Raw genomic sequence first — 25,219 nt, forward strand, 5'->3', positions numbered from 1 at the left:
TAAACTCGCGCCAGATTCCAGACCGGCGCATCCCTGGCGGCCGGCGACCGACGACCGACAGGAGCGCTTTCCCCATGTCCGATTCCTACTTCCCGCGCTGGCGGGTCCAACCGACCGGCGCGGCCTCGCGCGTGGTCGGCCCCGACGAACGTCTCGCGTGGCCGCAGATGGTCGCGATGGGCGTGCAGCACGTCGTCGCGATGTTCGGTTCGACCGTGCTCGCGCCGCTGCTGATGGGCTTCGACCCGAACCTGTGCATCTTCATGTCGGGCATCGGCACGCTGCTGTTCTTCGTGCTGGTCGGCGGGCGCGTGCCGAGCTACCTCGGCTCGAGCTTCGCGTTCATCGGCCTCGTGATCGCGGTGACGGGCTACGGCGGCAGCGGCCCGAACCCGAACATTCCGGTCGCGCTCGGCGGGATCGTCGCGTGCGGCGTCGTATACGTGGCGCTCGGCGCGCTGGTGCAGGCGATCGGCACGCGCTGGATCGAGACGCTGATGCCGCCCGTCGTGACCGGCGCGGTGGTCGCGGTGATCGGGCTGAACCTCGCGCCGATCGCGGTCAAGGGCGTGTCGGGCTCGACCTTCGATTCGGTGATGGCGCTCGTCACGGTGCTGTGCGTCGGCGGCGTCGCGGTGTTCGCGCGCGGGACGGTGCAGCGCCTGCTGATCCTCGTCGGGCTCGTGATCGCCTACGTGATCTACGCGATCGCGACCAACGGGATGGGCCTCGGCAAGCCGATCGATTTCGCGATCGTCGCGCATGCCGCGTGGTTCGGCGTGCCGGGCTTCCGCGCGCCGGTGTTCGATCCGCACGCGATGCTGATGCTCGCGCCGATCGCGGTGATCCTGGTCGCGGAGAACCTCGGCCACATCAAGGCCGTCAGCGCGATGACGGGCACCAACCTCGACCGCTACGTCGGTCGCGCATTCATCGGCGACGGGCTCGCGACGATCGTGTCGGGCAGCGTCGGCGGCACGGGCGTGACCACCTACGCGGAGAACATCGGCGTGATGGCCGTCACGCGGATCTATTCGACGCTGGTGTTCGCGGTCGCCGCGCTGATCGCGATCGGGCTCGGCTTCTCGCCGAAGTTCGGCGCGGTGATCCAGACGATCCCGGGCCCCGTGCTCGGCGGCGTGTCGATCGTGGTGTTCGGGCTGATCGCGGTGACGGGCGCGCGGATCTGGGTCGTCAACAAGGTCGACTTCTCCGACAACCGCAACCTGATCGTCGCGGCCGTCACGCTGGTGCTCGGCGCCGGCGACTTCTCGCTGAAGATCGGCGGCTTCGGGCTCGGCGGGATCGGCACCGCGACGTTCGGCGCGATCATCCTGTACGCGATCCTGCGCAAGGAGAAGGAGCCGGGGCCGGTGGTGTGAGGCGCGGGGAGGCCGGCGCATCGGCCGTCACGGATTCGGCTGCACCGAAAACGTGAGCGGCCACGCAAAGGTCCCGTCCTTCGCCTTCGGCGCGAACACGAAGCGATAGGTCAGCGTGAACGTCGTGTTCAGCGCCGTATACGGCACGTTGATCGTGCCGCCCGTTCCCGGCAGCACCACCTTGCCGCCGAAGCCGCTGATCTCGATCGAACTGAACTGCGACAGGCTCGCGGCGGCAACCTGTACGCGCACCGTATAACCGGCCCGGTCGTTGGTCTGGACCGCGAGGGTCGTCCCCGACGGGTTGTTCGCGTTCGGCACGGCCAGGTAGCCGATGCTCGTGTCCTTGTTCGCGATCACGAGCTTCGCCGGATGGGTCGCGTTCAGCCGCGCATACGCCTGGACCGTTGCCCCGACCTGCACGGGGCGGCTGGCCTGCTTCGCGGCGCTCGGGCCGGGCACCGCGCCGACGAGCGCGATCGAGAGCGCGGCCAGTGCGGCCAGCAGCCCGCGCGCGCGGCCCGCACCGCGTGGCGCGAGTGGCGCCCCGAGTGGCGCCGCACCGGTCCGTCCGCGGGCGCGCCGCGCTGCGGCGGCGCTCGCTGTCTGGGTTCGATTCATGTCTGCCCCCGTTGTCCGAGTCCGTGATGGTGGTCGATGGCGGCATGCGCGACGCACGCGCCGTTGCCACGCCTAGTAGTTGAACAGGATCGTGATGTTGTGGTCCGCGTAGCTGCCCGGCACGGCGTTCTGGCCGCCGCGGATCAGCCCGTACACGGTCGCGCTGAATGCGCCGGCGCCCGTGATCTTGCCCCATGAAATCGTCGACGTGCCGCTCGTGCCGTCTCCCCAGACCGACGTGTGCGCGCTGTCGAGATACAGGTTGTAGCCGAGCGTCTGTGTGTCGCCGGTGCGCGTCATCAGCCGGTTCGCGAACGTGCCGCCGCCCGCGCTCGCCGTGACCGTCGGCGTCGCGTTGCCGCTGCCGGTGCAGTTCACCGAGACGGTGACGGCCGACGTCGCCGCGTTGATGGTGTCGTACGTGCCGAACACCATCGACGACGGTGCCGTCATCGTGCACGTCGTCGCCGCGCGCGCGGCCGGCGCGGCCATCAGCGCGGCGCCGGCCGCGAACAACGCGAACGCGGCGGACGCCGCGGAGGTCGCGGCCGTCGCGCGAACGCGCGGGAGCCGGACCGGCCGCCCGGCATGCTTGCGATGTCTCATGGTGTGACTCCCTTGCAAAGATGGGTGCCGAGGTCCGGCAGCGGATCGTCACCGGCGGGAAAGCGCACGGTCACGTCGCACTGCCGGTCGCGCCACGCCGCATGCAGGCGGTTCTGCTCCGACAGTCCGGTGACGTACACGACGCCGTCGCGGCCCACTGGAAACGCGTCCTTCCGCCCGTCGATCGTGACGATCGCGCCGGCCGGCAGGTGCGCGCCGTCCGCGAGATCGAGCGTGAGCATCGCGCCGCGCGAGCGCGTGATCGGGAACACGAGCGCCATGCCGCTGCGGAAGTAGGGCACCGCGTCGAGCTTCAGCGTGCCGATCGTCGCGTCGAACGGCAGGTCGGCCTGCTCGATCGAAATCGGGTTGTTTTCATACGCGCGCAGCCGCGGCAGCAGCGCGACGCCGCTCGCGTCCGTGTGCGCGACGAGCTGGTTGTCCGCGAGGATGCCGACGTTGGCGAAGCCCGGCACCTTGACCAGCGCGAAGCTGTCGGTGATCTGTCGCGACAGGCGCGCGGTGCCGTCGACGAACGCGACGCCGCCCGCGACGTTGGCGCGCACGCCGGCGCGGCCGCGATACGCCGCCGCCTCGACGCTGTAGGTGCCGGTGCGCGTCTGCAGCGTCGCGCTCGCGTCCTGCGTGTCGTTGCCGGCCTGCAGCGCGTAGCCGAAACCTTCGCCGACCGGCAGGCTGCGCTGCAGTTGCGCGAGCATTTCGGTGCGGCCCTGCTGGTGCGTCATCGTGACGGATGCGCTCGTGCGGTTGTCGACCGGAATCGTCCACGCGACGCCGACGATCGTCGCGCCAGCGCCGCTCAGCGGCTTGCTGACGCTGACGTTGGCGAAGCCGAAGCGACCGAGCTGCGCGCTGTAGCTGAGCGACAGCAACTGGGTCTTGTAGCCGTCGCGATCGTCGAGGAACACGTGCGCGAGCCCGAGCGAGCCGAAGCGGCCCATCCCGAGGCCGACGTTGACGCTCGTCAGCAGCTTCGGCGCGAGCCTGCCCGGCTCGAGCCCGATCTGCGCGAAATGCGGGGTCGCCCATTGCGCGTGCGCGCCGATCTCCACGAGGCCGGCCTGGCTCTCGGCGCCGATCGTCGCCAGCGCGCCCGCGCCATCGGCGCTGCGGCTCGCCGCCGCCGCCGCGTTGAGGACGCCGAGCGGCCCGGCCAGCACCACGCCGCCGACGCCGACGTTTTGCCGCGACGCTTCGGCTTCCGCGTGGATCTCGCCGGTGAACCGGTCGGTCATGCCGATCCGGTGCGTCGCGCTGGCGAACCAGCGCCCGTAGTCGTTGCTCGCGAGGCCGAAATCGCGCCGCTCCTTGCCGATCTCGTACGAGAAATCCTGCATCCCCCGCTTCAGCAGATTCGCGCTTGCGTAGAACGATTGCGTGATCACCTGCTCGCGACCCATCACGTCGCGCACCACGACCCGCACGTCGCCCTGGCCGGTCACCACCGGCACGTTGTTGATCGCGAACGGGCCGGGGGCGACCTCGCGCGTCGACGTCAGCGCGTTGTTGACGTAGACGTCGACCGTCGAAGGCAGCACGGCCTGCCCGCTCACGCCCTGCAGCGGGATCGTGACGAGCCCCGGCTGCGTCGCGAAATTGGTCGCGTACTGGATGCCGCCGAAGCGGACCGCGCGGCCCCACATGCCCGCGCGGCTGATCGCGTCGCCGATGCGCAGGCTCGCGAGATGGCCGGGCCGATCGGTCGTCCACGTGGTTTCGAGGCGCGTGAGGCGCCGCGTCGGGCCCGCTTCGTCCGCGAGAAACGTGCCGACGCCCACGCCGAAGCGGTTGAAGAAGCCAAGCTCGAACAGCCCGGAGCCGTGCGTCTGGCCCGCGGCCTGTTCGGCAAGCAGGTCGTAGTTGAAGAAGCCGCCGATGCCCGGCTCGACGGCCGACGCGCGGTGCCGCTCGGTCTCGTCGAAGGTCGCGCCGACGAATGCCTGGGCCGGAGCGCTGATCGCCATCGTCAGATTCTGCTCGTCGACGGTGTACGTGAGGCCCGCGATCGCGTTCAGCGGGTAGTACGGCGTGTCGTTGCCGGCCAGCGGCGCGACGTCCGGCCGCCTGAGCCGCCAGCGCTTCAGGTCGTCGGCCGACACGTAGAACGCGCCGTCGGCCGCCTTGATCAGCAACGCGGTTTCGTCGAGGCCCTGGCGGTTGATGTCGACCTGGTACAGCAGCTCGGCCGGGCCGCCCGCCGCGCCATGCGACGCCTGCGCGGCCGCGGCGGCCGGTGCCGCGACGAGACGCTCTTGTGCGTGTGGGGTCTGCGCGCTCATGAGAATCGCGATCAGCAGCGCCGCGTCAGCGCGCGTTCGGCGCGAGCGTCGTATCGATGTCGCCCGCATCGGAGTAGCCGATCAGGTGCATGCCGGAGGCAACGGCCGGCGCGGTTCCGGCGCCGGGCTTGAACGTCAGTTCGCGCGACTGGCCGGGCAGCACGTACGCGAATTCCGCATGCGTGGCGACGGGGCGATCGCTGCCCGGCGCGAGCAGCGCGAGGTTCGCCACCTGCGCATGCGCGGTGCCGTCGTTGGTCACACGCAACGCGAGCGTGCCCGAGCCGCCCGGGCGCGGCTCCGCGCTCCAGCGCAGCCGCGGGGCGGTGTCGACGGCCGGCTTCACGAAGATCGGCAGGCTCATTTCCAGCGCGATCTGCACGCCGGTGAAACCGGGCTTCGGCGCGGGCGGAATCTCCTGCAGATACAGCCGGTAGCTGGTTTCGCGGTCAGCGGCGGGCGGATGCCGCAGGCCGACGCGCACGACCTGCGCACTGCCGGGCGCGATCGTGAAGATCGGCGGCGCGGCGATCAGGTCGCCGGTCGACGCATAGACGTCGTCGCCCGCGTTCTGCGACCACGCGACGGTGCGCAGTTGGACGATCACGGGCTGGTCGGGCGATTCGTTGCGCACCGTCAGCGCGACGCTGCGTTGCGCGGCCGACAGCTCGACGCGCACGGGCGACACGGTGAAGTCGGTGGCCCGGCTGTCGGCGGAGGCGGCGGCGAGCGTCACGGCCGCGAGCCAGGTCGCGAGTTTGTACACGTTCGGTTTCATCACGGATCCACCTCGAGGGGTTCGCTGCTGGATGTTCGACGTCTGCCGGTCGGGAGGGCGCGCATCTGCGCTGCCGCACGCCCTCCGCGCGGCACTAAAACGTGACGGTGACCGTCACCGTGTCCGCATAGCTGCCCGGCACCGCATTGGGCTGGTCCGGCACCTTGCCGTACACGGTCTTGGTGATCGCCTGCGCCATCGCCATCCCCTGGCCGGTGCCGTTGACGGTATCGCTCGGCGGCGTGTTGCCCCACACGACCGTGCGGTTCGAATCCTGGTACAGCGAGTAGTTGAGCTGGTTCGAGCCGCTCGTCATGATGCGGTTGGCGACCGTGGCGCCGGACGTCGTGCCCGCATTCAGGCCGATGTTGAAGTTCGTCCCGTTCGTGCAGCGGACCGTGATCGCGGACTGCGCCGATTGATCGCCGGTTCCCGGTGTGTAGGCGGGGAAAGTCAGCGCGCCGGCCGAGTCGATCAGGCACGTTGCGTTGACGGTGGCGGATACGCCGAACGTCGTGGTGGTCTGTCCGGCCGATGCCGAGAGGGCCGTGCAGGCGAGCGATGCGGCAAGCGCCGCGTGGGTCAGTACGGAGTGCTTCATGATGCAGTTCTCCCTTGAGAGCTGGAATGTGCGGCCGGTGCGTCGAGCCGTTCGGGACGAGATCTCGATCGTCAGCGCGCGATGCGTCTTCTGGTCGTGTCGGAATCGGGTCGCTTGGTGGGCGGGCACCTCCTTTGTGTCGTCGTGCGGAATCGGGCGCGCGGCCGGGCAGCCCGGCCGCTGCTGCGGCGCGTACCGCGCGAGCCGTGGCCGTTGCCGCTCGCGTGCGCGTCGGCACGCGGGCGGCGCCGCCCTGGCGAGCGGCACGACTCGGCGCGGCGCGCATGCGCGCGGCCAGGGATTTCCGGGGTTCGCCTATCGGATCGGCGCGTCGTGACTTCGGGTCACGGTGTGGGCCGTGTGCGCGCATCGGACGGCGACGGTGCGAAGCCGCGCCGCCGGCATCAGCGGATGCGTGACAGGAGCAGTGATGCAGGACAGCAGCCGTGTGACGGCCGATATGAGATTCGACATGATTTCCCCGACCCGCTTGATGATTGTTCGTCGCCTGCATCGAGCCGCCGGCCCGTGCAGTGTCGTTGTCTGCACCGCTGCATCAGCAAGCAACGGGCCAACGCGCGCAGCGCCGCGCAAACAGGGGCGGGGAGGACTGCGTGGGGCCGTCGGCGACGGTGTGCGTGCGCAAATGTTTCAGTCGTGCAACACGCAGCGGCGCGGGCTGGCCGGCGGCGGGCCCGGCGGGCGGGCGACGGCGGGATGACGGGGGCGGCTCACGGCGCACGCAGCCGCGATTCCGCTGGGGAATCGCACGCGCCGCAGGCCGATCGGTTTCATTCGTGCAACGTGCGCGCGGCCGTTTCGGTCAGGTGTCGGCGGCACCGCGCATCATGCGTTCACATTCGACTGCGCGGCGAGCCACGCACAGAACTGCGCGACGAGCGGATCGTCGGCCGGCGCGCCCGGCGCGATCCACCAGTAGCTGCGCGTCGCGATGCGCGGGCCGGGCAGCGGCATCACGAGGCGCCCGCTCGCGAGTTCGTCGTCGATCAGCGGTAGCGGGCCGAGCGCGACGCCGAGCCCGTCGACGGCCGCCTGCAGCGCCAGGTAGAAGTGGTCGAACGACTGCCGCTTGCGCCCCTTCATCGTCACGCCGGCCGCCGCGAACCAGTCGCGCCAGCCTTCCGGCCGCGTATCCGAATGCAGCAGCACGTGCCGCGCGAGATCGTCCGCGCGGGTAATCGGCGCGCGCTTGAGCAGCGCCGGGCTGCACACCGGGATCACGCTTTCGTCGAGGAAGTGGCCGCTCGTGCAATTCGGCCAGTGGCCGGGGCCGCGGCGGATCGCGACGTCGAAGCCGTTCAGCGTGTCGAGCGGCGCGTTCGACGTCGACAGCTTCAGCTCGACGTTCGGCACGTCGCGCTGGAACCGCGACAGGCGCGGCAGCAGCCATTTCATCGCGAAGGTCGGCAGCGCATTGATGCGCAGCACGCGCGCCGCGCCGGTGCTGCGCAACTGTTCGGTCGCGTGCGCGATGCTGTCGAACGCCGCGCGCACGGTGTCCAGGTAGCGGCGGCCTTCGTCGGTGAGCTTCACGCGCTTGCCGTGGCGATGGAACACCGGCTTGCCGAGCCATGCCTCGAACCCGGCGATCTGCCGGCTGATGGCACCGTGGGTCACATGCAGTTCGTCGCCCGCGGCGCTGAAGCTTTCATGTCGTGCCGCGGCTTCAAAGGCCCGAAGCGCGGAAAAGGGTGGGAGATCGCGTGCCATGCTTGTGATTCTAGATCACAAGTGCGCGCCGATAAAATCGTTTTGACGGCATCCCGAACGGCGGTAACCTCGGTTGACCGCTTGATGAGGAGCCCCATGCAATCCGCCTTCCCGCCGGCCTCGCCGCCGCCTGCCGCGTCCCCCCGCAGCGTCGGTCTCGCCGAGCTGTTCACCGGTTTCCTGTCGCTCGGCCTGATGTCGTTCGGCGGCGCGTTGCCGTTCGCGCGGCGCACGATCGTCGACGAGCGCAAGTGGCTCTCCGCCGACGAATTCACCGATCTGCTCGGCCTCTGCCAGTTCCTGCCGGGTGGCAACGTGATCAACCTGTCGGTCGCCGTCGGCATGCGCTTTCGCGGCGTGGCCGGCGCGTTCGCCGGCATTCTCGGGCTGATCGCCGGCCCGACGCTCGTCGTCGTCGCGCTCGGCGTGCTGTACGCGAAGACGCAGAACGATCCGCGCGTGCAGCACCTGTTCGCGGGGCTCGCGGCCGCGGCGGCCGGCCTGCTCGTCGCGATGGCCGTGAAGGTCGCGAAGCCGCTGCTTCAGGCGCCGCGCGCGGCGGCCGCGATCGCGGTGCTCGCGTTCGTGGCGATCGCGGTGCTGCGCATGCCGCTCCTGACCACGATGCTGGTGCTGACGCCCGTCAGCATCTGGCTCGCGTCGCGCCGCCGCGCGGCCGGCACGTCGCGGCCGGCGCCGGCTGCCGCGCGGGGCACGCACGATTCGCCCCACGGGCAACAGGAGCGCCGGCCATGAGCGACACGCTGATCGCCATCGCGACGATCTTCAGCCAGTTGTCGCTGCTCGCGTTCGGCGGCGGCAACACGATCCTGCCGGAGATGCAGCGGCAGGTCGTCGACGTGCATCACTGGATGAGCGCGCACGAGTTCACCGCGCTGTTCGCGCTGGCCCAGGCGGCGCCGGGGCCGAACATGATGATCGTGTCGCTGGTCGGCTGGCACGTGGCCGGCTGGGCCGGGCTGCTGGTCGCGTCGCTCGCGAAGTTCGGGCCGTCGTCGATCGTCACCGTGCTCGCGCTGCATGCGTGGGAGCGCTTTCGCGACCGGCCGTGGCGCCGCTACGTGCAGCAGGGGATGATGCCGGTGACGGTCGGGCTCGTCGCGGCAAGCGCGGTGCTGATTTCCGATGCGTCGAACCGCACCGCGATCCAGTGGGGCATCACGGCCGCATGCGCGGTGCTGGCGTGGCGCACGCGCATTCATCCACTGTGGCTGCTCGCGGGCGGCGCGTTGATCGGGCTCACGGGCATCGGGCAGTGACTGGCGTGTCGCATGTCGCCGGCCGTTGCGCGCGACGGTTCAGCGGCTAGTGCGACGCGCGGCGCCCGGTGGCGCACGTTATATTGGCGCACGGCAGGCGGCGAAGCCCGGCCGCGCAGTGCCGGCGGCGCGCCGCGCCTGCCGGCACGACCGACATTCGCGCCGCCCGCCGCGCACACCACGGAGGATCGATGGATCTCGACGGCGCCAGCCGCAATCTCACTGTCGCCGCATTGCTGACGCTGTCCGGCGGCTATCTCGACGCGTACACCTACGTCGGCCACGGCCACGTGTTCGCGAACACGATGACCGGCAACGTCGCGCTGCTCGGCATCAACCTGTCGGCCGGCGAATGGGCCGCCGCGCTGCACCACGTGCCCCCGCTCGGCGGCTTCGTGCTCGCGGTATTCGTCGCGCATCTGTTCGGCCTCGCCGCGCGGCGCGGCTGGATGCGTCATACGGCGTTCGTGAGCCTGATCGTCGAGATCGCGTTTCTCGGCGTCGCCGCGAGCGGCCTCGTCGGTGCGTCGAGCGCATGGCTGATTCCGGGCATCTCGTTCGTCGCGACGTTGCAGACGCTGTCGTTCACGCATCTCGAGGAACTGTCGTACACGTCGGTGATGACGACCGGCAACCTGCGGCGTGCCGCGCAGAAGCTGTTCGTCGGGCTGATCCCGCGCTACGACGCCGGCGCATTGCACGACTCGGCGCTGCTCGCGACGATCAGTTTCTGTTTCCTGGCCGGCGCGGTGGTCGGCGGCCTCGTGACGCGGCTCGTGCCGGACATCGCGCTGTGGGGCGCCGTGCTGCTGCTCGTCGGCGCGTTCGCGGAGATCGTGCGGCGGGCGTGGCGGCGCGCGGGGAACGGCAGTGCGGGTAGCGAGGACGGTAACGGCGACGCAGGCACCGGCAGCGACGGGGCGACGCAAACGGCCTGACGGCAGGCGGCAGGCGGCGGCGGGCGGCAATCGGCAAGCAGCAAGCAGCAAGCAGCGGACAGCAAGCGGCAGCCAGCGCAACGATTTCGCCGCAATCCGCGTGACCGCACCGCACCATCGTCGAGCCTCGCAGTGCCGTACTCGCCCGCCGGCGCCGCCGCGCACCGCCACCTCCCGTCGACCCACCGCGCGAGCCAGGCCCCGCGCGGGAAACGTTGCTCCCGGACGACAATCGCGCGCTTGCCGCGTATTTCAATTTCTTTCAGCGTTCGCACTCGTCTTATGATTCAGCCCACATCGCGCGCGCCATGAACGTGTGCGATCGCCACCCGGCTGCGCACGCGGCCGGTCACGAATGGAGACACCTAAAAAAGGAACGCTCATGAAGCAGACCACCCGACTCGCCGCTATCGCAGGGGGCGCGGCGCTGGCCTTCGCCAGCCAGTACGCAGCAGCACAAAGCTCGGTCACGCTGTGGGGCGTCGCCGACGCCAGCATTCGTTACCTGACAAACGCCAACGCCAAGAACGACGGCCTGCTGTCGATGAGCAACGGCGCGATCACGAACAGCCGCTTCGGCATCTACGGCACGGAAGACCTCGGCGGCGGCCTGAAGGCCGTGTTCAACCTCGAGAGCGGCGTGAACCTGCAGAACGGCGCATTCGCCGACAGCGGCCGCCTGTTCAACCGCGCGGCGTACGTCGGCCTGCAGAGCCCGTACGGCACGGTGACCCTCGGCCGCCAGAAGACGCCGCTGTTCGACCTGCTGGCGGACACCTACGATCCCCTGACCGTCGGCAACTACCTCGAAAACGCGTGGCTGCCGGTCGCCCTCGGCGGCGGCCTGTATGCGGACAACCAGATCAAGTACACGGGCAAGTTCGCGGGCCTGACCGCGAAGGCGATGTACTCGACCGGCACCAACTACGAATCGACCGGCGCCGGCGGCTTCTCGGGCCAGATTCCGGGCTCGCTCGGCAAGGGCAATGCATGGGGCGTGTCGCTGTCGTACGTGATGGGCCCGCTCAGCATCGCGGCCGGCGCGCAGCAGAACAGCGACAACTCGGCGCGCAAGCAGACGATCTACCACGCGAACGTCGTGTACGCGTTCAGCAAGGCGAAGATCTATGCGGGCTACCTGCGCTCGAAGGACGACACGGGCTTCGTCGACAGCCTGCTCGCGCAGCAGTCGATCCCGGTCGCGAAGGGTACGGGCCGCATCGACGACGGTCCGTTCGCCGGCGTGAGCTGGCAGGTCAGCGCGCCGCTGACGCTGACGGGCGCGTTCTACTACGACCACATGCGCAATGCGATGACCACGAACGGCACGCTCGCGAGCGGCAACCGCTACGCGATCGTCGGCATCGCCGAGTACGCGCTGAGCAAGCGCACCGAAATCTACGGCACCGTCGACTTCAACAAGACGAACGGCGCGGCGAACGTCGAGCTGCCTGGCCGCAGCAACCAGACCGGCATCGCGATCGGCCTGCGCAATATCTTCTGACGAACGTCGGAAAATGCATGCGCCGGCTTCGTTCGGCGCGCATCGAAGAGGCTCCGCGGAGCCTCTTTTTTTTCGTCGCGCGACCTTCATGCGCGCGCCCGACTATTCGGCGAACGCTCCATTGCGGCAGTCCCGCGCCGTAAGCGATCCGTCGGCAATCCCGAACACACTTTTACAGTACGCGCGCGGGCTTTCCGCTACGCTGCGTGCATCGCGCGTGGCATGCCGTCCGGCGTGCGCGTGCGTCGTTCCGATCGCGCTCCGCGAGCGCGGCCGGCCTGGTGCGTAACTTCTGTATCCGGCGATGACAAATGCGGTTCGCCGGTTTCTTTCGTGGGACGATGCGCTCACGATTTTCTTGAAAGGGGATGACGATGGGTATCCTGAATGTCGTGGGTGAAATCGCCGGCGCAGTGGCCGCCGTCGAAGGCGTGGAAAAGCTGGACCCGGATGCGGGCCTGCTGACCAAGGCGGCCGCGGCCGTCGCCGGCTTCAAGGGCGCCGAGGCGATCGAAGGCATGCTCGAGAAGAAGGACGAGCAGACGCAGCAGGCAGACGATACGCAGGCGACGGACGGCAGCGACACGTCGCAGGCATGAGCATGGCGGCCGGTCCGGCCGCGGGCGCGCCCTTCGCGCGCACGGGCCGGCCGGTGCCGCGCAACCGGCAGGTCGGGCATGCGGTCGATCGGTGACGCATGGCACAACCGCCAGCCGGTTTGACCGGCGAGAGGCGTCGTCTCTCGCCGTTTTTTATCGGGCGCGCGCCATGCGCCGCACGAATCCCCGAATCTTGCTATCGTGCCCCCATCCGAACTGCGATGAGGGAATGCGATGGATTTCGACTACGACCTGTTCGTCATCGGCGCCGGCTCGGGCGGGGTGAGGCTCGCGCGCATGTCCGCGTCATACGGCGCACGCGTCGGCATAGCGGAAGAAGAGCAGATCGGCGGCACCTGCGTGCTGCGCGGCTGCATCCCGAAGAAGCTGCTCGTCTACGCGTCGCACTACCCGCATGAAGTCGACGATGCGAAGGGCTTCGGCTGGACTTTCGGCGCCGGCACGCTCGACTGGCCCGCGCTGATCGCCGCGAAGGATCGCGAGATCAACCGGTTGAGCGACATCTACATCAGCCTGCTGCGGCAATCCGGCGTCGACATGCACGCCGGCCGCGCGACGCTCGTCGACGCGCACACGGTCGCGGTCGACGCGCACACGGTCGCGGTCGGCGCGCGCACGATCCGTGCGCGCCACATCGCGATCGCGACCGGCTCGCGTCCGGTGTTGCCGCCGCGGCCCGGCATCGAACACGCGATCACGTCGCGCGAGGCGCTGTCGCTCGCGACGTGCCCCAAGCGCATCGCGGTGGTCGGCGGCGGCTATATCGCGGTCGAGTTCGCGGGCATCTTCAACGGCTTCGGTAGCCACGTCGACGTGTTCTATCGCGGCGAAAAAATCCTCCGCGGCTTCGACGACGACGTGCGCCAGTTCCTGACCGACGAGATGACGAAGCAGGGCGTCACGATTCACCCGCGCGCGGTGATCGAATCGATCGAGCGCGCGAGCGACGGCACGCTGTTCGTGCGCGTCGGCGACGCGCGGCACGGGCCGTACGATCAGGTGCTCTATGCGACGGGCCGCGTGCCGAACGTCGACGGGATCGGGCTCGAGCAGGCGGGCATCCTGCTCGATGCGCGCGGCGCGATCGCCGTCGATGCGTATTCGGCGACGTCGGTGCCGTCGGTCCACGCGATCGGCGACGTCACGTCGCGGCCGCAGCTCACGCCGGTCGCGACGCGCGACGCCGGCTTGCTCGCGCGCACGCTGTTCGGCGGCTCGCGCGTGGCGGTCGATCACGCGTACGTGCCGTCGGCCGTGTTCAGCCAGCCGGAGGTCGCGACGGTCGGCCTGACCGAGGCCGATGCGCGTCACGCGCACGGCGACGTCGATATCTACCGCACGTCGTTCAAGGCGCTGCGTCACACGCTGTCGGGCCGCGACGAGCGCACGCTGATGAAGCTCGTCGTCGCGCGCGACAGCCAGCGCGTGGTCGGCGCGCACATGGTCGGCCGCGATGCGGGCGAGATCATCCAGGGCATCGCGATCGCGATTCGCGCGGGCGCGACGAAGGCGCAGTTCGACGACACGATCGGCATTCATCCGACCGCGGCCGAGGAATTCGTGACGATGCGGCAGAAGGTGGCCGACTAGGGCGTGAACACGCGCTGGGACGGACCGGGCGCGCCGGCTCGCGGGGCCGCCGTGCGCGTTGCACCCATGCTCGGTCGGCGCGTCGTATATCACGCGCTGGCCGACGATTCGGAAAGCACGTCCATTCTTCTCAAGAAATACCGTCTCGATAATCAGGCTTGGTATGATCGACAAAAATCATATACGGGGCCGATCATGCGCGAACAACAGCGCAGTAACCAGAATCATCGCGTAGCGGGCGCACGTGGGAGCGCCGATTCATGCGCCGCGCGTTCGCATCTTGCCGCGACCGATCCGTTGCGCGCATTTTCTCTTCGCATGCCGCCCTCTCCGTCGCCGTCCGGGCGATGAAGTCGCGCGCGCCGAAGCACGCCCAGGCCGTTTCGATCACCGCATCAACCGCCGGCTCTTCAGTCAGCCTGTGAGCCGGCATGCCCGTTCCGGGCCATCTTTCCACGCAAGGAGACCAGCAGTGAACATTCAGACACGACGCACCGTCCTCGTGGCGGCCGCGGTCGTCGCGGCGCTGTCCGGCTGCGCGACCGAATCGTCGCGCACGCTCGACGTGCCGGCCGTCAGCAGCGCGCAGAAGCCGTACGCGGGCAAGCCCGTCGCGATCGCCGTCGGCAAGTTCGACAACCGTTCGAGCTACATGCGCGGCATCTTCTCCGACGGCATCGACCGCCTCGGCGGACAGGCGAAGACGATCCTCGTCACGCGCCTGCAGCAGAGCCGCCGCTTCAACGTGCTCGATCGCGAGAACCTCGACGAGATCAAGCAGGAAGCGGGCTTCATGAAGAAGGCGCAGGCCGTGAAGGGCGCGAACTACGTCGTCACCGGCGACGTGACCGAGTTCGGCCGCAAGGACGTCGGCGATCATCAGCTGTTCGGCATTCTCGGCCGCGGCAAGACGCAGGTCGCGTACGCGAAGGTCAACCTGAACATCGTCGACACGACCACGTCGGAAGTCGTCGCATCGAGCCAGGGCGCGGGCGAGTTCAGCCTGTCGAACCGCGAGGTGATCGGCTTCGGCGGCACGGCCGGCTACGACTCGACGCTCAACGGCAAGGTGCTGGATCTCGCGATCCAGGAAGCCGTGAACCATCTTGCGGAGCAGGTCGACGCCGGCGCATTGAAGGTCGCGCAGTAAGCGTCGCAACCCGCCGCAGCGGGCGCCGGGGCCGGCGCCGCGCTCGACCGATTCAACACGACATCACAAGAGAAAAGACCATGAAACGGGGTAACTGGCTGCCGGCGACGGCCGCCGCCTTGCTGCTCGCCGGCTGCGCGAGCTCCACGCCGCCGCTCTATCAGTGGACCGGCTATCAGCCGCAGGTGTACGAATACTTCAAGGGGCAGAAGTCGCCGCAGGAGCAGATCGACGCGCTCGAAAAAGCGCTGCAGGAGATTCGCGGCAAGGGCCATACGCCGCCGCCGGGCTTCCACGCGCATCTCGGCATGCTGTACGCGAGCATCGGCAGCGAGCAGCAGGCCGAACAGGAACTGCAGGCCGAGAAACAGCTGTTTCCGGAGTCCGCGACCTACATGGACTTCCTGCTGAAGAAGAAAACCGGTGCGCCGAAGGCCGCTGACCCGAAGGCGGCCGGCCAGAAGGCGGTCGACCAGACGGTCGCCGGCCAGAAGAACGCCGATCCGACCACCGCCAAACAGTGAGCGACGCACCCGTCATGTTCAAGACACTCTCATTCAAGCTGCTGTCCGTGCTGTCGCTCGTCGCGTTGCTGAGCGCGTGCGCGCAACCGGTGAAACGGCCCGACTACACGGCGTTCAAGAAGAGCCAGCCGCGCTCGATCCTCGTGCTGCCGCCGCTCAACGAGACGTCCGACGTGGGCGCGACCTACGGGCTGCTGTCGCAGATGACGCTGCCGCTCGCCGAGTCGGGCTATTACGTCGTGCCCGTCGCCGTGATGGACGAGACGTTCAAGCAGAACGGCCTGACCAATGCGGCCGAGATCCAGGAGACATCGCCCGCGAAGCTGCGCGAGATCTTCGGCGCGGACGCCGCGCTGTATTCGAAGGTGTCGCAGTACGGCACCGTCTACCGGGTTCTCGCGAGCGCGACGGTCGTGTCGGCATCGGCGAAGCTCGTCGACCTGCGTACCGGCGACGTGCTGTGGCAGGGCCGCGCGAGCGCGAGCAGCGACGAAGGCAACAACAACGGCGGCGGCAGCCTGATCGGCATGCTCGTGGTGGCCGCGGTCAAGCAGATCGCGAACACGCTGATGGACCAGAGCCACGACGTTGCGGCGTACACCAGCACGCGACTGCTGTCGGCCGGTCCGCCGAACGGGCTGCTGTACGGTCCGCATTCGCCGAAGTACGGCACGGACTGAGCGGCGCAGGGCGCGCGGGCGTTTCATGCGCCCGTCGTGCCGCCTGCATGCAATCCGGCCGAACGGCTGCCCCATGTGCGCGCGCGGTGTGTGCTTGCCGCGTTTTCGCGCTCACGGCCGTATCGCAATCCAGTGCCGCACAATCACGCTCAATGCACGCCGAACGCATCCAGCAGCCGGTACCAGCTCATCGCGAGCACCAGTGCCGGCGTGCGCAGCGCCTCGCCGCCGGGGAAGTCGCGATGCCGGATCTTGTCGAACAGGTCGAAGCGGCTCGCCTGTCCGTCGATCGCTTCGGCGATCAGCTTGCCCGCAAGCGCGGTCGTGTTCACGCCGTGCCCTGAAAACCCCTGCGCGAAGTACGTCGTCGGCGTGATGCGGCCGAAATGCGGCGCACGGTTCATCGTGATGTCGACGAAGCCGCCCCACGCATAATCGACCTTCACGTCCGCGAGCTGCGGGAACGTCTTCAGCATGTCCGCGCGCATCGCCGCGGCGAGATCGCGCGGCTCGCGCGTCGAATAGCTGACCTTGCCGCCCCACACGAGCCGCGTGTCCGGCGCCGGCCGGAAATAGTCGAGCACGAAGCGGCTGTCGCAGATCGCCGCGCGCGTGGGCATCAGCGCGTCGGCGCGCGCCTGGCCGAGCGGCTCGGTCGCGATCACGTAGGTGCCGACCGGCATGATCTTCCTCGACAGCGCGGGCGCGAGCGTGCCGACGTACGTATTGCACGCGAGCACGACGAAGCGCGCACGCACGTTGCCGCCGCTCGTCTCGACGACGTGGCCGCCGGACACGTCGCGCACGCGCGTCACGCAGCTGTCCTCGTGAATGCGCACGCCTGCTTCGGTTGCCGCCCGCGCGAGGCCGAGCGTGTAGTTCAGCGGATGGAGGTGGCCGCTGTCCGGGTCGTACAGGCCGCCGCGATAGCGTTCGGACTGCACGTAATCGCCGAGCGCGTCGGCTTCGACGAAGTGGAAGCGGTCGTAGCCGAAGCGCTGCGCGGCTTCGTCGCGCCACCGCTTCAGCGCGTCGGCGTCGCGCTCGGTGTTGGCCGCGGTCAGATAGCCGGGCATCAGCGCGCAGTCGATGCCGTGCCGCGCGATGCGCGACTTCACGAGCGACAGCGTTTCGAGCCCCATGTCCCAGATGCGCTTCACGTCGCCTTCCGGCATGAATCGCGCGAACGTGTCGATGTCGCACGCGAAGCCGCCGATCAACTGGCCGCCGTTGCGGCCGCTCGCTGCCCATCCGACCCGCGACGCTTCGAGCACGGTCACCGAATGGCCGCGCTCGGCGAGGTTGAGCGCGGCGGACAGGCCCGTGAGGCCCGCGCCGATCACGCACACGTCGGCGTCGGTCGTGCCGGCGAGCGGCGCGTGGCGGGTCGTATCGTTGGCGGTCGCCGCGTAGTACGACGCGACGTGCGGCTGGTTGGCGAATGTCTGCATGATAGGAAGCGCGGAGTGAAAGGGCTCAGAACAGCTCGCGTACGCGGTGGTACAGCATGCCGAGCTCGAGCGCGGGCTGCCGCCATGCGTCGCCGCCGGGAAAGCGCCGATGACGCAGGCGCGCGAACAGGTCGAACGCGTGCGTGTCGCCCGCGATCGCACCCGCGACCGCGCGCCCGGCGATGCCGGTCAGCGCGACGCCGTGGCCGCTGAAGCCCTGGACGTAGAAGAAGTTCGGATCGATCGCGCCGAAGTCCGGCGTGCGGTTGCGCGTGACGTCGACGAAGCCGCCCCACGCGTGCTCGACGCGCACGTCGCCGAGCTGCGGGAACACGCTGACCATGCGCTGCCGGATCGCTTCGGCGAGCGCGGCGGGCGATGCGCCGGCCGAATTCGCGCGGCCGCCGAACAGCATCCGGTGGTCGGCCGACAGGCGGAAGTAGTCGAGGAAGAAATTGTTGTCGCACACGGCTTCGCGTCGGGCGATCAGTGCGTCGGCGCGCGCGCGGCCGAGCGGCTCGGTCGCGATGATGTACGACGCGATCGGCGCGATGCGCGCGGCGGTCGCCGCCGGCAGCACGCCGCCGGGGCCCGCGTTGCAGCACGACACGACGAAGCGGCAGCGCACCTCGCCCGACGGCGTGCGCACGACGGGCCGCGCGCCGCGCACGACGTCGAGCGCGGGCGTGTGCGCATACAGCGCGACGCCCTCGCGGCGCGCGGCATCGGCGAGCCCGAGGCAGTACTTGAGCGGATGCAGATGGCCCGACAGCGGATCGTGCACGCCGGCCAGATAGCGCGTCGATGCAATGCGCGCCTGGATCTCGCCGGTATCGAGCCACGCGAGCGACGGATGGCCCCAGCGCGACGTCGCGGCGTTCATCCACGCACGCAGGTCGTCGATGCGGCGCGGCTTCGTCGCGACCGTCAGGTAGCCGCGCGTGAAGTCGCAGTCGATTCCGTAGCGCGCGATGCGCTCGGCGATCAGCGCGACGCCGTCGAGCGACAGCGACCACGCGGCGCGCGCCCCGTCGGCGCCGAGCTGCCGCTCGATCGCTTCGTCTTTCGCGAAGCCCGTGATCGCCTGGCCGCCGTTGCGGCCCGATGCGCCCCAGCCGGGCCGGTGCGCATCGATCACGGCGACGGACAGCCCGCGCGCGCGGCAGTCGAGCGCCGTCGACAGGCCCGCGAAGCCGGCGCCGATCACGCACACGTCGACGTCGATCGCCGCTTCGAGCGTCGGATCGTCCGCCGCGGGCCGCGCGGCGGTTGCTTCGTAGTACGAGTCGCGCGCGAGCGCATCGGCGCGGCGGGTGAAAGACTGCGTCATGAAAACGACTCCCTCGACAAGGCCGCGCGCTGCGCGCGGCCACCCAAAAAACGGCGCGGGACGCCGTGCGTGCGGCACGGCGCCCCGCGCGTGCCGCATCAGAACGAATAGATGAACTGCGTCGCGAGCAGGTCGTTGGACTTGCCGTACGACCCGTCGTTGCGCAGGAACACCTTGTTGTTCGCCCAGTCGTGCCGGTATTCGACCTTCACGGTGATCTGCTGGGTCGGATAGAACAGCAGGTCGAGCGCGACGTCCTGGCGCACCGCGCCCTTGCACTCGAAGCCCAGGCCGCCGCCGGCCTTCGACATCGCGAGGCAGTCCGCGTCGACGCCGAAGCCGTTGCTCGGGTCCATCCCGTTGCCGTTCAGCGCGATACCGCCGCCGCCGCCGCCGTTCTTCGAGTTCGCGAGCAGGTCGTAGCGCAGCGTCACGCCCATGCGGCCGACCACCGGCGCGTTGAACTTGCGGTGCGCGAGCAGCGACAGCCCGTACCACTGCGCGAGCCCGCCGTTGAACGCCGCATGCTGCTGGCGGCCGTAGTCGACTTCGGCGTTGTACTGAACGTCGGCGAGCGTGTAGGTCGCGTCGAGTTCGCCGAAGAAGAACGAACCGTAGCCGCTCGGCGCCGCGCCGCCCGGGCCGTAGTGGACGTTGCCCTGATCGTCGATCGCGCTCGCCAGCGTCTGCCGACCGATGTTGAACGAGCCGCCGATGTCGAGCGCGCTCGACCACGTGTAGTCCGCGCGCGCGGTGAAGGTCGGCACCTTGTTGCTGGTGGTGATCGGATCGCCGAGCGCGTTGGTGCCCGTCTGCGTGACCGAACCGTACGTGCGGTACTGCTCGTTGCCGAGGAAGAACTTCCACGCCCAGGCGCCCTTCGTGTAGTTCGCGCCGACACCGACGTAGCTGCCCGGATCGGAGAAATCGTACAGCAGGTTGTGCGTGAGCGTGAGCATCTGGTTCGACTGCTGCACCTCGTAGCCGCCGAAGCTCGGGATCAGGCCGGCCACCAGCGTGGTCGACGCGGTGATCGGCACGTTGACGACCGCCGTGTTCAGCAGGTTGTCGGTGATCGAGCCGCGCGAGTTCTGCAGCAGCGTGATGCCGTTGCCGCGGTTCGGCATCAGCGTGATCTCGGCCGACGGCGCCATCGGGCCGACGCCGAACGTCTTCTTGATGTCGAGGTAGAGATCGCCGAACGTGCTGTTGAAATAGTTGTACGCGTTCTCGTGGTTCGCGAACAGGAACGACGACGTGCCGGCCGCGCGGTTGTAGACGTAGGTCGGATCGATGTAGCCGGTGACCGACAGGCCGGCGAGCGGGCCGGTGTTGGCCGCGTCGGTCAGCGAGTCGACCTTCAACTGCTGGTTCGCGATCTGCTGCTTCATTTCGCTGACCTCGTCGTTGGTCAGCATGGCGCGCGCGCGGCCGTAATCCGGCGAGCCCGGATCGGCCGCGACCGCGACGGCGCTGCCGCCGCCGGCCATGCCGCCGCTCGCGCCGGACGCCGCGACGGCCGCCGCGCCGCCCGGCTTCGCGGCGAGCTGCGCCTGCATCGCCTTCATCTGTTTCTGCAGCGCCGCGACCTGCGCCTGCAGCGCCTTGATTTCGGCGGATGTCGAACCGGCCAGCGCGATGCCCGGCAACGCGCCGGCCACCAGCAGGCAGATCAGTTTCTTCTTCATTGCGGATTCTCCTAGTCGTGCGCCTGTCAAATCGGGATCGAATCGCGCGCCCCCCCTGGGGCAGCGCGTGTTGCTTGTCTGCAGTGCTTGTTGTCGTCGAAGCGGGCGGCGGGCCGTCAGGCCGCCGCGAACGCCGCCTTCAAGTCGGCCATCCGGCGCCGCTCGCGCGCGATCATCATCCGGTTCACGACGATCACGCCGATCGTCACGGCCGTGATGAACAGCGTCGCCAGCGCATTCATCTCGGGGTTCAAGCCCAGCCGCACGCGCGAGAACACCACCAGCGGCAGCGTCGTCGAGCCGGGCCCGGACAGGAACGCCGACAGCACCAGATCGTCGATCGACAGCGTGAACGACAGCAGCCACCCCGACAGCAGCGCCTGCGAGATCAGCGGCAGCGTCACCACGAAGAACACCTTCAGCGGCGTCGCACCCAGGTCGAGCGCGGCCTCCTCGAGCGACTTGTTCATCTCCTTCACGCGCGACTGCACGATGATCGCCACGTACGACACGCACAACATCACGTGGCCGATCCAGATCGTCACCATCCCGCGCCCCTTCGGCCAGCCGAACATCTGCTCGAGCGCGACGAACAGCAACAGCAGCGAGATTCCCTGGATCACCTCCGGAATCACCAGCGGCGCGTTGATCATCCCGGTGTACAGCGTGAAGCCCTTGAAACGGCCGAAGCGCGCGAGCACGAAGCCCGCCCACGTGCCGATCACGACCGACGCGGTGGCCGTCAGGAGACCGATCTTCAGCGACAGCCACGCGGAGTTGAGCAGCTCGTCGTCGTCCAGCAGCGCCGCGTACCATTTCAGCGAGAAGCCCGACCACACCGTCACCAGCTTCGATTCGTTGAACGAGTACACGACGAGGCTGATGATCGGGATGTACAGGAACAGGAAGCCGAAGGCGAGCACGCCCGTCGACAGCGGTTTGTTCGGCTTGATCATTTCGCGTCTCCCAGTTCCTTGACCTGGTAGTACTGGAACAGGGCCATCGGCACCAGCAACAGCAGCACCATCGCGACCGTCACCGCGGACGCCATCGGCCAGTCCATGTTGTTGAAGAATTCATCCCACATCACGCGGCCGATCATCAGCGTGTCGGCGCCGCCGAGCAGCTCCGGGATCACGTACTCGCCCACCGCCGGGATGAACACCAGCAGGCTGCCGGCGATGATCCCGTTCTTCGACAGCGGCAGCGTGATGCGCGTGAACGCGACCCACGGCTTCGCACCGAGGTCGTACGCGGCCTCGAGCAGCGTCAGGTCCATCTTCACGAGGTGCGCGTAGAGCGGCATCACCATGAACGGCAGGTACGAATAGACCATCCCGATGTAGACGCCCGCATCGGTGTGGTAGAGCCGCAGCGGCGTGTGGATGATGCCGAGCGCGATCAGCGTGTGGTTCAGCAGGCCGTCGTCCTTCAGGATGCCGATCCATGCGTACACGCGGATCAGGAACGACGTCCAGAACGGCAGCATCACGGCCATCATCAGCACGTTGCGGCGGTTCGGCTCCGAGCGCGCGATGTAGTACGCCATCGGGTAACCGATCAGCAGGCACAGCACGGTCGACACGGCGGCCATCTTCAGCGAGCTGAGGTAGGTCGCGATGTACAGGTCGTCCTGCAGCAGGAACGCGTAGTGCGACAGTTGCAGCGCGAAGTGCACGACGCCGTCCTTGATCTCGACGAGCGACGTGTACGGCGGGATGCCCATCACCTGGTCGGCGAAGCTGATCTTCAGCACCAGCACGAACGGCAGCGCGAAGAACACGGCCAGCCACAGGAACGGCACGCCGATCGCGACGGTGCGGCCCGACGGCAGCAAGCGCGACAGCGGGGCGAAGCGGCCCGGGCGGGCGCGGCCCGCGCCGGTGCGCGCGGCGCCGGTCGACACCGGCGCGGAAGGCGTGGAAGCGGAGGTTCTCATCGTGGCGTCCTCACTGCGTCAGCACGACGCCGCTGGCCGGCGACCACGACACGAACACGTCGTCGTTCCACGCCGGCGCGCCGTCGTTCATCAGGTGCGAGCTCGACAGGTTCGACACCACCGTCTTGCCGCTCGGCAGGCGCACGTGATACAGCGAATAGCTGCCCATGTACGCGATGTCGGTGACGACACCGCGCGCCCAGTTGTGCTTCGAGCCCGGCTTCTCGCGCGACACGTGGATGCGCTCCGGACGCACCGAGATGCCGACCGGCATGCCGAGCGGGCCGGTCACGCCGTGGCTCACGTACATGCGGGTTTCGAGGTCGTCGCTCTCGACGAAGATGTGATCGGGCTCGTCCTCGACCACGCGCCCCTCGAACAGGTTCGTCGAGCCGATGAATTCGGCCGAGAAGCGGCTGTTCGGGTATTCGTAGACTTCGCCGGGCGAGCCGATCTGCACGATCTTGCCTTCGCTCATCACCGCGAGGCGGCTCGCCATCGTCATCGCTTCTTCCTGATCGTGCGTGACCATCACGCAGGTCACGTCGACCTTCTCGATGATGTTCACGAGTTCGAGTTGGGTCTTCTGGCGGATCTTCTTGTCGAGCGCGGACATCGGCTCGTCGAGCAGCAGCAGCTTCGGGCGTTTCACCAGCGAGCGGGCCAGCGCGACGCGCTGCTGCTGGCCGCCCGACAGCTGATGCGGCTTGCGCTTCGCATACTTGCTCATCTGCACGAGCGCGAGCGCATCGGCCACGCGCTCCTTGATCTCGTTTTTCGGCGTCCCTTCCTGCTTCAGGCCGAACGCGACGTTCGATTCGACCGTCATGTGCGGGAACAGCGCGTACGACTGGAACATCATGTTGACCGGGCGGCGGTACGGCGGCAGCGACGCGAGGTCCTCGCCGTCGACGAAGATCTTGCCGGAGGTGGCCGTTTCCAGCCCGGCGAGCATGCGCAGCAGCGTGGACTTGCCGCAGCCCGAGCTGCCGAGCAGCGCGAACAGCTCGTTCTTCGCGATCGTCAGGTTCACGTTGTCGACGGCCGTGCTGTCGCCGAATTTCTTCACGACGTTTTCGATGCGCACGAATGCATCGTTCTGCGTACGGGGCGCGGCGGCCGGTTGGGTCTGGCGTGCGGCAGCGGAAGAGGGTATCGATTGCATGGGAGTCACCATTCGTTCTTCACGGATTGCAGGCGTGAGCGTCCCCGCGCGAGGCGCGCAACGCGACTCGCGAGCAACGGCTCGTGCCGGATGGAACAGGGCGCGCGTGGCGCGCGGGCGGACGGAGGTCCGCGGATCTCAGGCGGGCAGGCGTACCGCGATGCCTGCGCCGCCGCGATGCATGGCGGTCAGTGGCCCGTCTTCAACTGCGCCCACAGACGGTTCTCGAGGCGCAGGATGTCGGCCGGCATCGGCTTCATCAGCACCATCTTCTTCAGCACGTCTTCGGGCGGGTAGACGGTCGGGTCCTGCGCGACGGCCGGCGTGACGAACGGGTGGGCGGCCTTGTTCGCGGTCGGGTAGAACACCGTGTTCGTGATCGCCGCGTTGACCTTCGGGTCGGAAATGTAGTTGATCCACTTCATCGCGGCTTCCGGGTGCGGCGCATCCTTCGGGACCACCATCACGTCGAACCACAGCAGGCCGCCTTCCTTCGGGTTCGCGAACTTGATGTCGTACGAGCGCTTCGCCTCGGCCGAGCGGCGGTGCGCGATGCCGACGTCGCCCGACCAGCCGAGCACGACGCACACGTCGTTGTTCGCGAGGTCGTTGATGTAGCCGGACGAATTGAACTGGGTGATGTACGGGCGGACTTTCTTCAGGACCTCGAACGCAGCCTGGTAATCGGCCGGGTTCTTGCTGTTCGGATCCTTGCCCATGTACTGCAGCGTGGCGGCGAACACGTCCACGGCCTGGTCGAGGAACGACACGCCGCAGCTCTTCAGCTTTTCCATGTTGGCCGGGTCGAACACCAGCGCCCAGCTGTCGACCGGCGCCTTGTCGCCGAGCGCCTTCTTCACCGCCTGCGCGTTGTAGCCGATGCCGTCCGTGCCGTACGCCCAGGGCACGCCGTACTGGTTGCCGGGGTCGGCGTCGGCGATCATCTTCATCAGCAGCGGGTCGAGGTTCGCGAGGTTCGGGATCTTCGACTTGTCGAGCTTCTGGTACACGCCGGCCTGGATCTGCTTGGCCATGTAGTTCGAGGTCGGCACGACGATGTCGTAGCCCGAGCTGCCGGCCAGCAGCTTCGCCTGAAGCGTGTCGTCGCTGTCGTAGTTGTCGTACTTGACGTGGATACCCGTCTGCTTCTGGAAGTTCGGGATCGTGTCCGGCGCGATGTAGTCGGACCAGTTGTAGACGTTCAGGTCCTCGGCATGGGCCGACGGGCTGGCGACCGACGTGAACGCGGCCACTGCGGCAAGGGCCGCGATGGAACAGGCTTGGCGAAGTAAGCAGGCACGCATGGTGGAATTCCCCTGGATGATGGCGGCGTGCGGCGCC

25 protein-coding genes are annotated in these 25,219 nt (G+C 68.6%); 12 read left to right on the forward strand and 13 right to left on the reverse strand.

Annotated elements, in window-relative coordinates; translation table 11 throughout:
- Positions 1–74 precede the first annotated feature (74 nt).
- Entirely contained in the window at positions 75–1,382 is a 1,308-nt protein-coding gene (locus LGM42_RS25475) for a solute carrier family 23 protein (RefSeq protein ID WP_060312171.1), read from the forward strand.
- Between the two features lie 27 nt (positions 1,383–1,409).
- Here the strand turns inward: LGM42_RS25475 and LGM42_RS25480 are convergent, their stop codons facing one another.
- From LGM42_RS25480 to LGM42_RS25500, 5 genes are all read right to left on the reverse strand, one after another.
- The gene (locus LGM42_RS25480; protein WP_081059246.1) at positions 1,410–2,003 is read right to left on the reverse strand and encodes a hypothetical protein; all 594 of its coding nucleotides are present in this window, start codon (positions 2,001–2,003) and stop codon (positions 1,410–1,412) included.
- Positions 2,004–2,075: 72 nt separating this feature from the next.
- Positions 2,076–2,609 carry a spore coat U domain-containing protein gene (locus tag LGM42_RS25485; RefSeq protein WP_226225879.1) on the reverse strand — a complete coding sequence of 178 codons (534 nt, stop codon included), beginning with the start codon at positions 2,607–2,609 and terminating at the stop codon, positions 2,076–2,078.
- The gene (locus LGM42_RS25490) at positions 2,606–4,909 is read right to left on the reverse strand and encodes a fimbria/pilus outer membrane usher protein (RefSeq protein ID WP_226233606.1); all 2,304 of its coding nucleotides are present in this window, start codon (positions 4,907–4,909) and stop codon (positions 2,606–2,608) included. Before LGM42_RS25490 ends, LGM42_RS25485 begins: the two co-directional genes overlap by 4 nt.
- A gap of 25 nt (positions 4,910–4,934) precedes the next feature.
- Positions 4,935–5,687 carry a molecular chaperone gene (locus LGM42_RS25495; RefSeq protein WP_059583888.1) on the reverse strand — a complete coding sequence of 251 codons (753 nt, stop codon included), beginning with the start codon at positions 5,685–5,687 and terminating at the stop codon, positions 4,935–4,937.
- A 94-nt stretch (positions 5,688–5,781) separates the two neighbouring features.
- Positions 5,782–6,288 carry a spore coat U domain-containing protein gene (locus LGM42_RS25500; RefSeq protein ID WP_059583886.1) on the reverse strand — a complete coding sequence of 169 codons (507 nt, stop codon included), beginning with the start codon at positions 6,286–6,288 and terminating at the stop codon, positions 5,782–5,784.
- Here LGM42_RS25500 and LGM42_RS25505 point away from each other — a divergent pair.
- Positions 6,287–6,625, forward strand: coding sequence for a hypothetical protein (locus LGM42_RS25505; RefSeq protein WP_226233608.1), 339 nt, complete (start codon positions 6,287–6,289; stop codon positions 6,623–6,625). The two genes, LGM42_RS25500 and LGM42_RS25505, sit on opposite strands and share 2 nt — an antisense overlap.
- 509 nt (positions 6,626–7,134) lie before the next feature.
- Here LGM42_RS25505 and LGM42_RS25510 read toward each other — a convergent pair.
- Positions 7,135–8,019, reverse strand: a complete 885-nt coding sequence (locus LGM42_RS25510; protein ID WP_059583884.1) for a transcriptional regulator GcvA — start codon at positions 8,017–8,019, stop codon at positions 7,135–7,137.
- Between the two features lie 96 nt (positions 8,020–8,115).
- Here LGM42_RS25510 and LGM42_RS25515 point away from each other — a divergent pair, with 96 nt between their 5' ends.
- The 10 genes from LGM42_RS25515 (at position 8,116) to LGM42_RS25560 (ending at position 16,305) form a co-directional block, all read left to right on the forward strand.
- Positions 8,116–8,775: a chromate transporter gene (locus LGM42_RS25515; protein WP_226233609.1), complete on the forward strand. Its 660-nt coding sequence runs from the start codon at positions 8,116–8,118 to the stop codon at positions 8,773–8,775.
- Positions 8,772–9,299, forward strand: coding sequence for a chromate transporter (locus tag LGM42_RS25520; protein WP_059583880.1), 528 nt, complete (start codon positions 8,772–8,774; stop codon positions 9,297–9,299). Before LGM42_RS25515 ends, LGM42_RS25520 begins: the two co-directional genes overlap by 4 nt.
- A 191-nt stretch (positions 9,300–9,490) precedes the next feature.
- Positions 9,491–10,237: a YoaK family protein gene (locus LGM42_RS25525; RefSeq protein WP_226233610.1), complete on the forward strand. Its 747-nt coding sequence runs from the start codon at positions 9,491–9,493 to the stop codon at positions 10,235–10,237.
- A 382-nt stretch (positions 10,238–10,619) separates the two neighbouring features.
- Positions 10,620–11,741, forward strand: a complete 1,122-nt coding sequence (locus LGM42_RS25530; RefSeq protein WP_059642415.1) for a porin — start codon at positions 10,620–10,622, stop codon at positions 11,739–11,741.
- Positions 11,742–12,115: 374 nt separating this feature from the next.
- Positions 12,116–12,340: a hypothetical protein gene (locus LGM42_RS25535; RefSeq protein ID WP_226233611.1), complete on the forward strand. Its 225-nt coding sequence runs from the start codon at positions 12,116–12,118 to the stop codon at positions 12,338–12,340.
- A gap of 234 nt (positions 12,341–12,574) precedes the next feature.
- Positions 12,575–13,951 carry a glutathione-disulfide reductase gene (gene gor, locus LGM42_RS25540; RefSeq protein ID WP_226233616.1) on the forward strand — a complete coding sequence of 459 codons (1,377 nt, stop codon included), beginning with the start codon at positions 12,575–12,577 and terminating at the stop codon, positions 13,949–13,951.
- 3 nt (positions 13,952–13,954) lie between these two features.
- Positions 13,955–14,302 (forward strand): hypothetical protein, encoded by a 348-nt coding sequence (locus LGM42_RS25545; RefSeq protein WP_226233618.1) that lies wholly within the window; start codon positions 13,955–13,957, stop codon positions 14,300–14,302.
- A gap of 127 nt (positions 14,303–14,429) precedes the next feature.
- Positions 14,430–15,101, forward strand: a complete 672-nt coding sequence (locus LGM42_RS25550; protein ID WP_185716591.1) for a CsgG/HfaB family protein — start codon at positions 14,430–14,432, stop codon at positions 15,099–15,101.
- An 80-nt stretch (positions 15,102–15,181) separates the two neighbouring features.
- Complete coding sequence (locus LGM42_RS25555; protein ID WP_059583873.1) at positions 15,182–15,625, forward strand: DUF4810 domain-containing protein; 444 nt, start codon at positions 15,182–15,184, stop codon at positions 15,623–15,625.
- 14 nt (positions 15,626–15,639) lie between these two features.
- Positions 15,640–16,305: a DUF799 domain-containing protein gene (locus LGM42_RS25560; RefSeq protein ID WP_060312158.1), complete on the forward strand. Its 666-nt coding sequence runs from the start codon at positions 15,640–15,642 to the stop codon at positions 16,303–16,305.
- Positions 16,306–16,454: 149 nt separating this feature from the next.
- On the opposite strand, the gene LGM42_RS25565 is transcribed toward LGM42_RS25560, so the two are convergent.
- The 7 genes from LGM42_RS25565 to LGM42_RS25595 all read right to left on the reverse strand — a co-directional run bounded on the left by LGM42_RS25565 (position 16,455) and on the right by LGM42_RS25595 (position 25,182).
- Entirely contained in the window at positions 16,455–17,756 is a 1,302-nt protein-coding gene (locus LGM42_RS25565) for an NAD(P)/FAD-dependent oxidoreductase (RefSeq protein WP_226233620.1), read from the reverse strand.
- Between the two features lie 25 nt (positions 17,757–17,781).
- Positions 17,782–19,086, reverse strand: a complete 1,305-nt coding sequence (locus LGM42_RS25570) for an NAD(P)/FAD-dependent oxidoreductase (RefSeq protein ID WP_226233622.1) — start codon at positions 19,084–19,086, stop codon at positions 17,782–17,784.
- A gap of 98 nt (positions 19,087–19,184) precedes the next feature.
- Positions 19,185–20,774: a DUF3138 family protein gene (locus LGM42_RS25575; protein WP_226233623.1), complete on the reverse strand. Its 1,590-nt coding sequence runs from the start codon at positions 20,772–20,774 to the stop codon at positions 19,185–19,187.
- A 116-nt stretch (positions 20,775–20,890) separates the two neighbouring features.
- Positions 20,891–21,730 carry an ABC transporter permease subunit gene (locus tag LGM42_RS25580; RefSeq protein ID WP_059583866.1) on the reverse strand — a complete coding sequence of 280 codons (840 nt, stop codon included), beginning with the start codon at positions 21,728–21,730 and terminating at the stop codon, positions 20,891–20,893.
- Complete coding sequence (locus LGM42_RS25585) at positions 21,727–22,713, reverse strand: ABC transporter permease subunit (RefSeq protein ID WP_124864467.1); 987 nt, start codon at positions 22,711–22,713, stop codon at positions 21,727–21,729. The genes LGM42_RS25580 and LGM42_RS25585 overlap by 4 nt, the downstream gene beginning before the upstream one ends.
- A 10-nt stretch (positions 22,714–22,723) precedes the next feature.
- Positions 22,724–23,878, reverse strand: a complete 1,155-nt coding sequence (locus LGM42_RS25590) for an ABC transporter ATP-binding protein (RefSeq protein WP_011546395.1) — start codon at positions 23,876–23,878, stop codon at positions 22,724–22,726.
- Positions 23,879–24,066: 188 nt separating this feature from the next.
- Positions 24,067–25,182, reverse strand: a complete 1,116-nt coding sequence (locus LGM42_RS25595; protein ID WP_059583859.1) for a polyamine ABC transporter substrate-binding protein — start codon at positions 25,180–25,182, stop codon at positions 24,067–24,069.
- Between the last annotated feature and the right edge of the window lie 37 nt (positions 25,183–25,219).

Source organism: Burkholderia sp. AU39826, from assembly GCF_020419965.1.
In the GTDB taxonomy this organism is placed as follows: domain Bacteria; phylum Pseudomonadota; class Gammaproteobacteria; order Burkholderiales; family Burkholderiaceae; genus Burkholderia; species Burkholderia semiarida.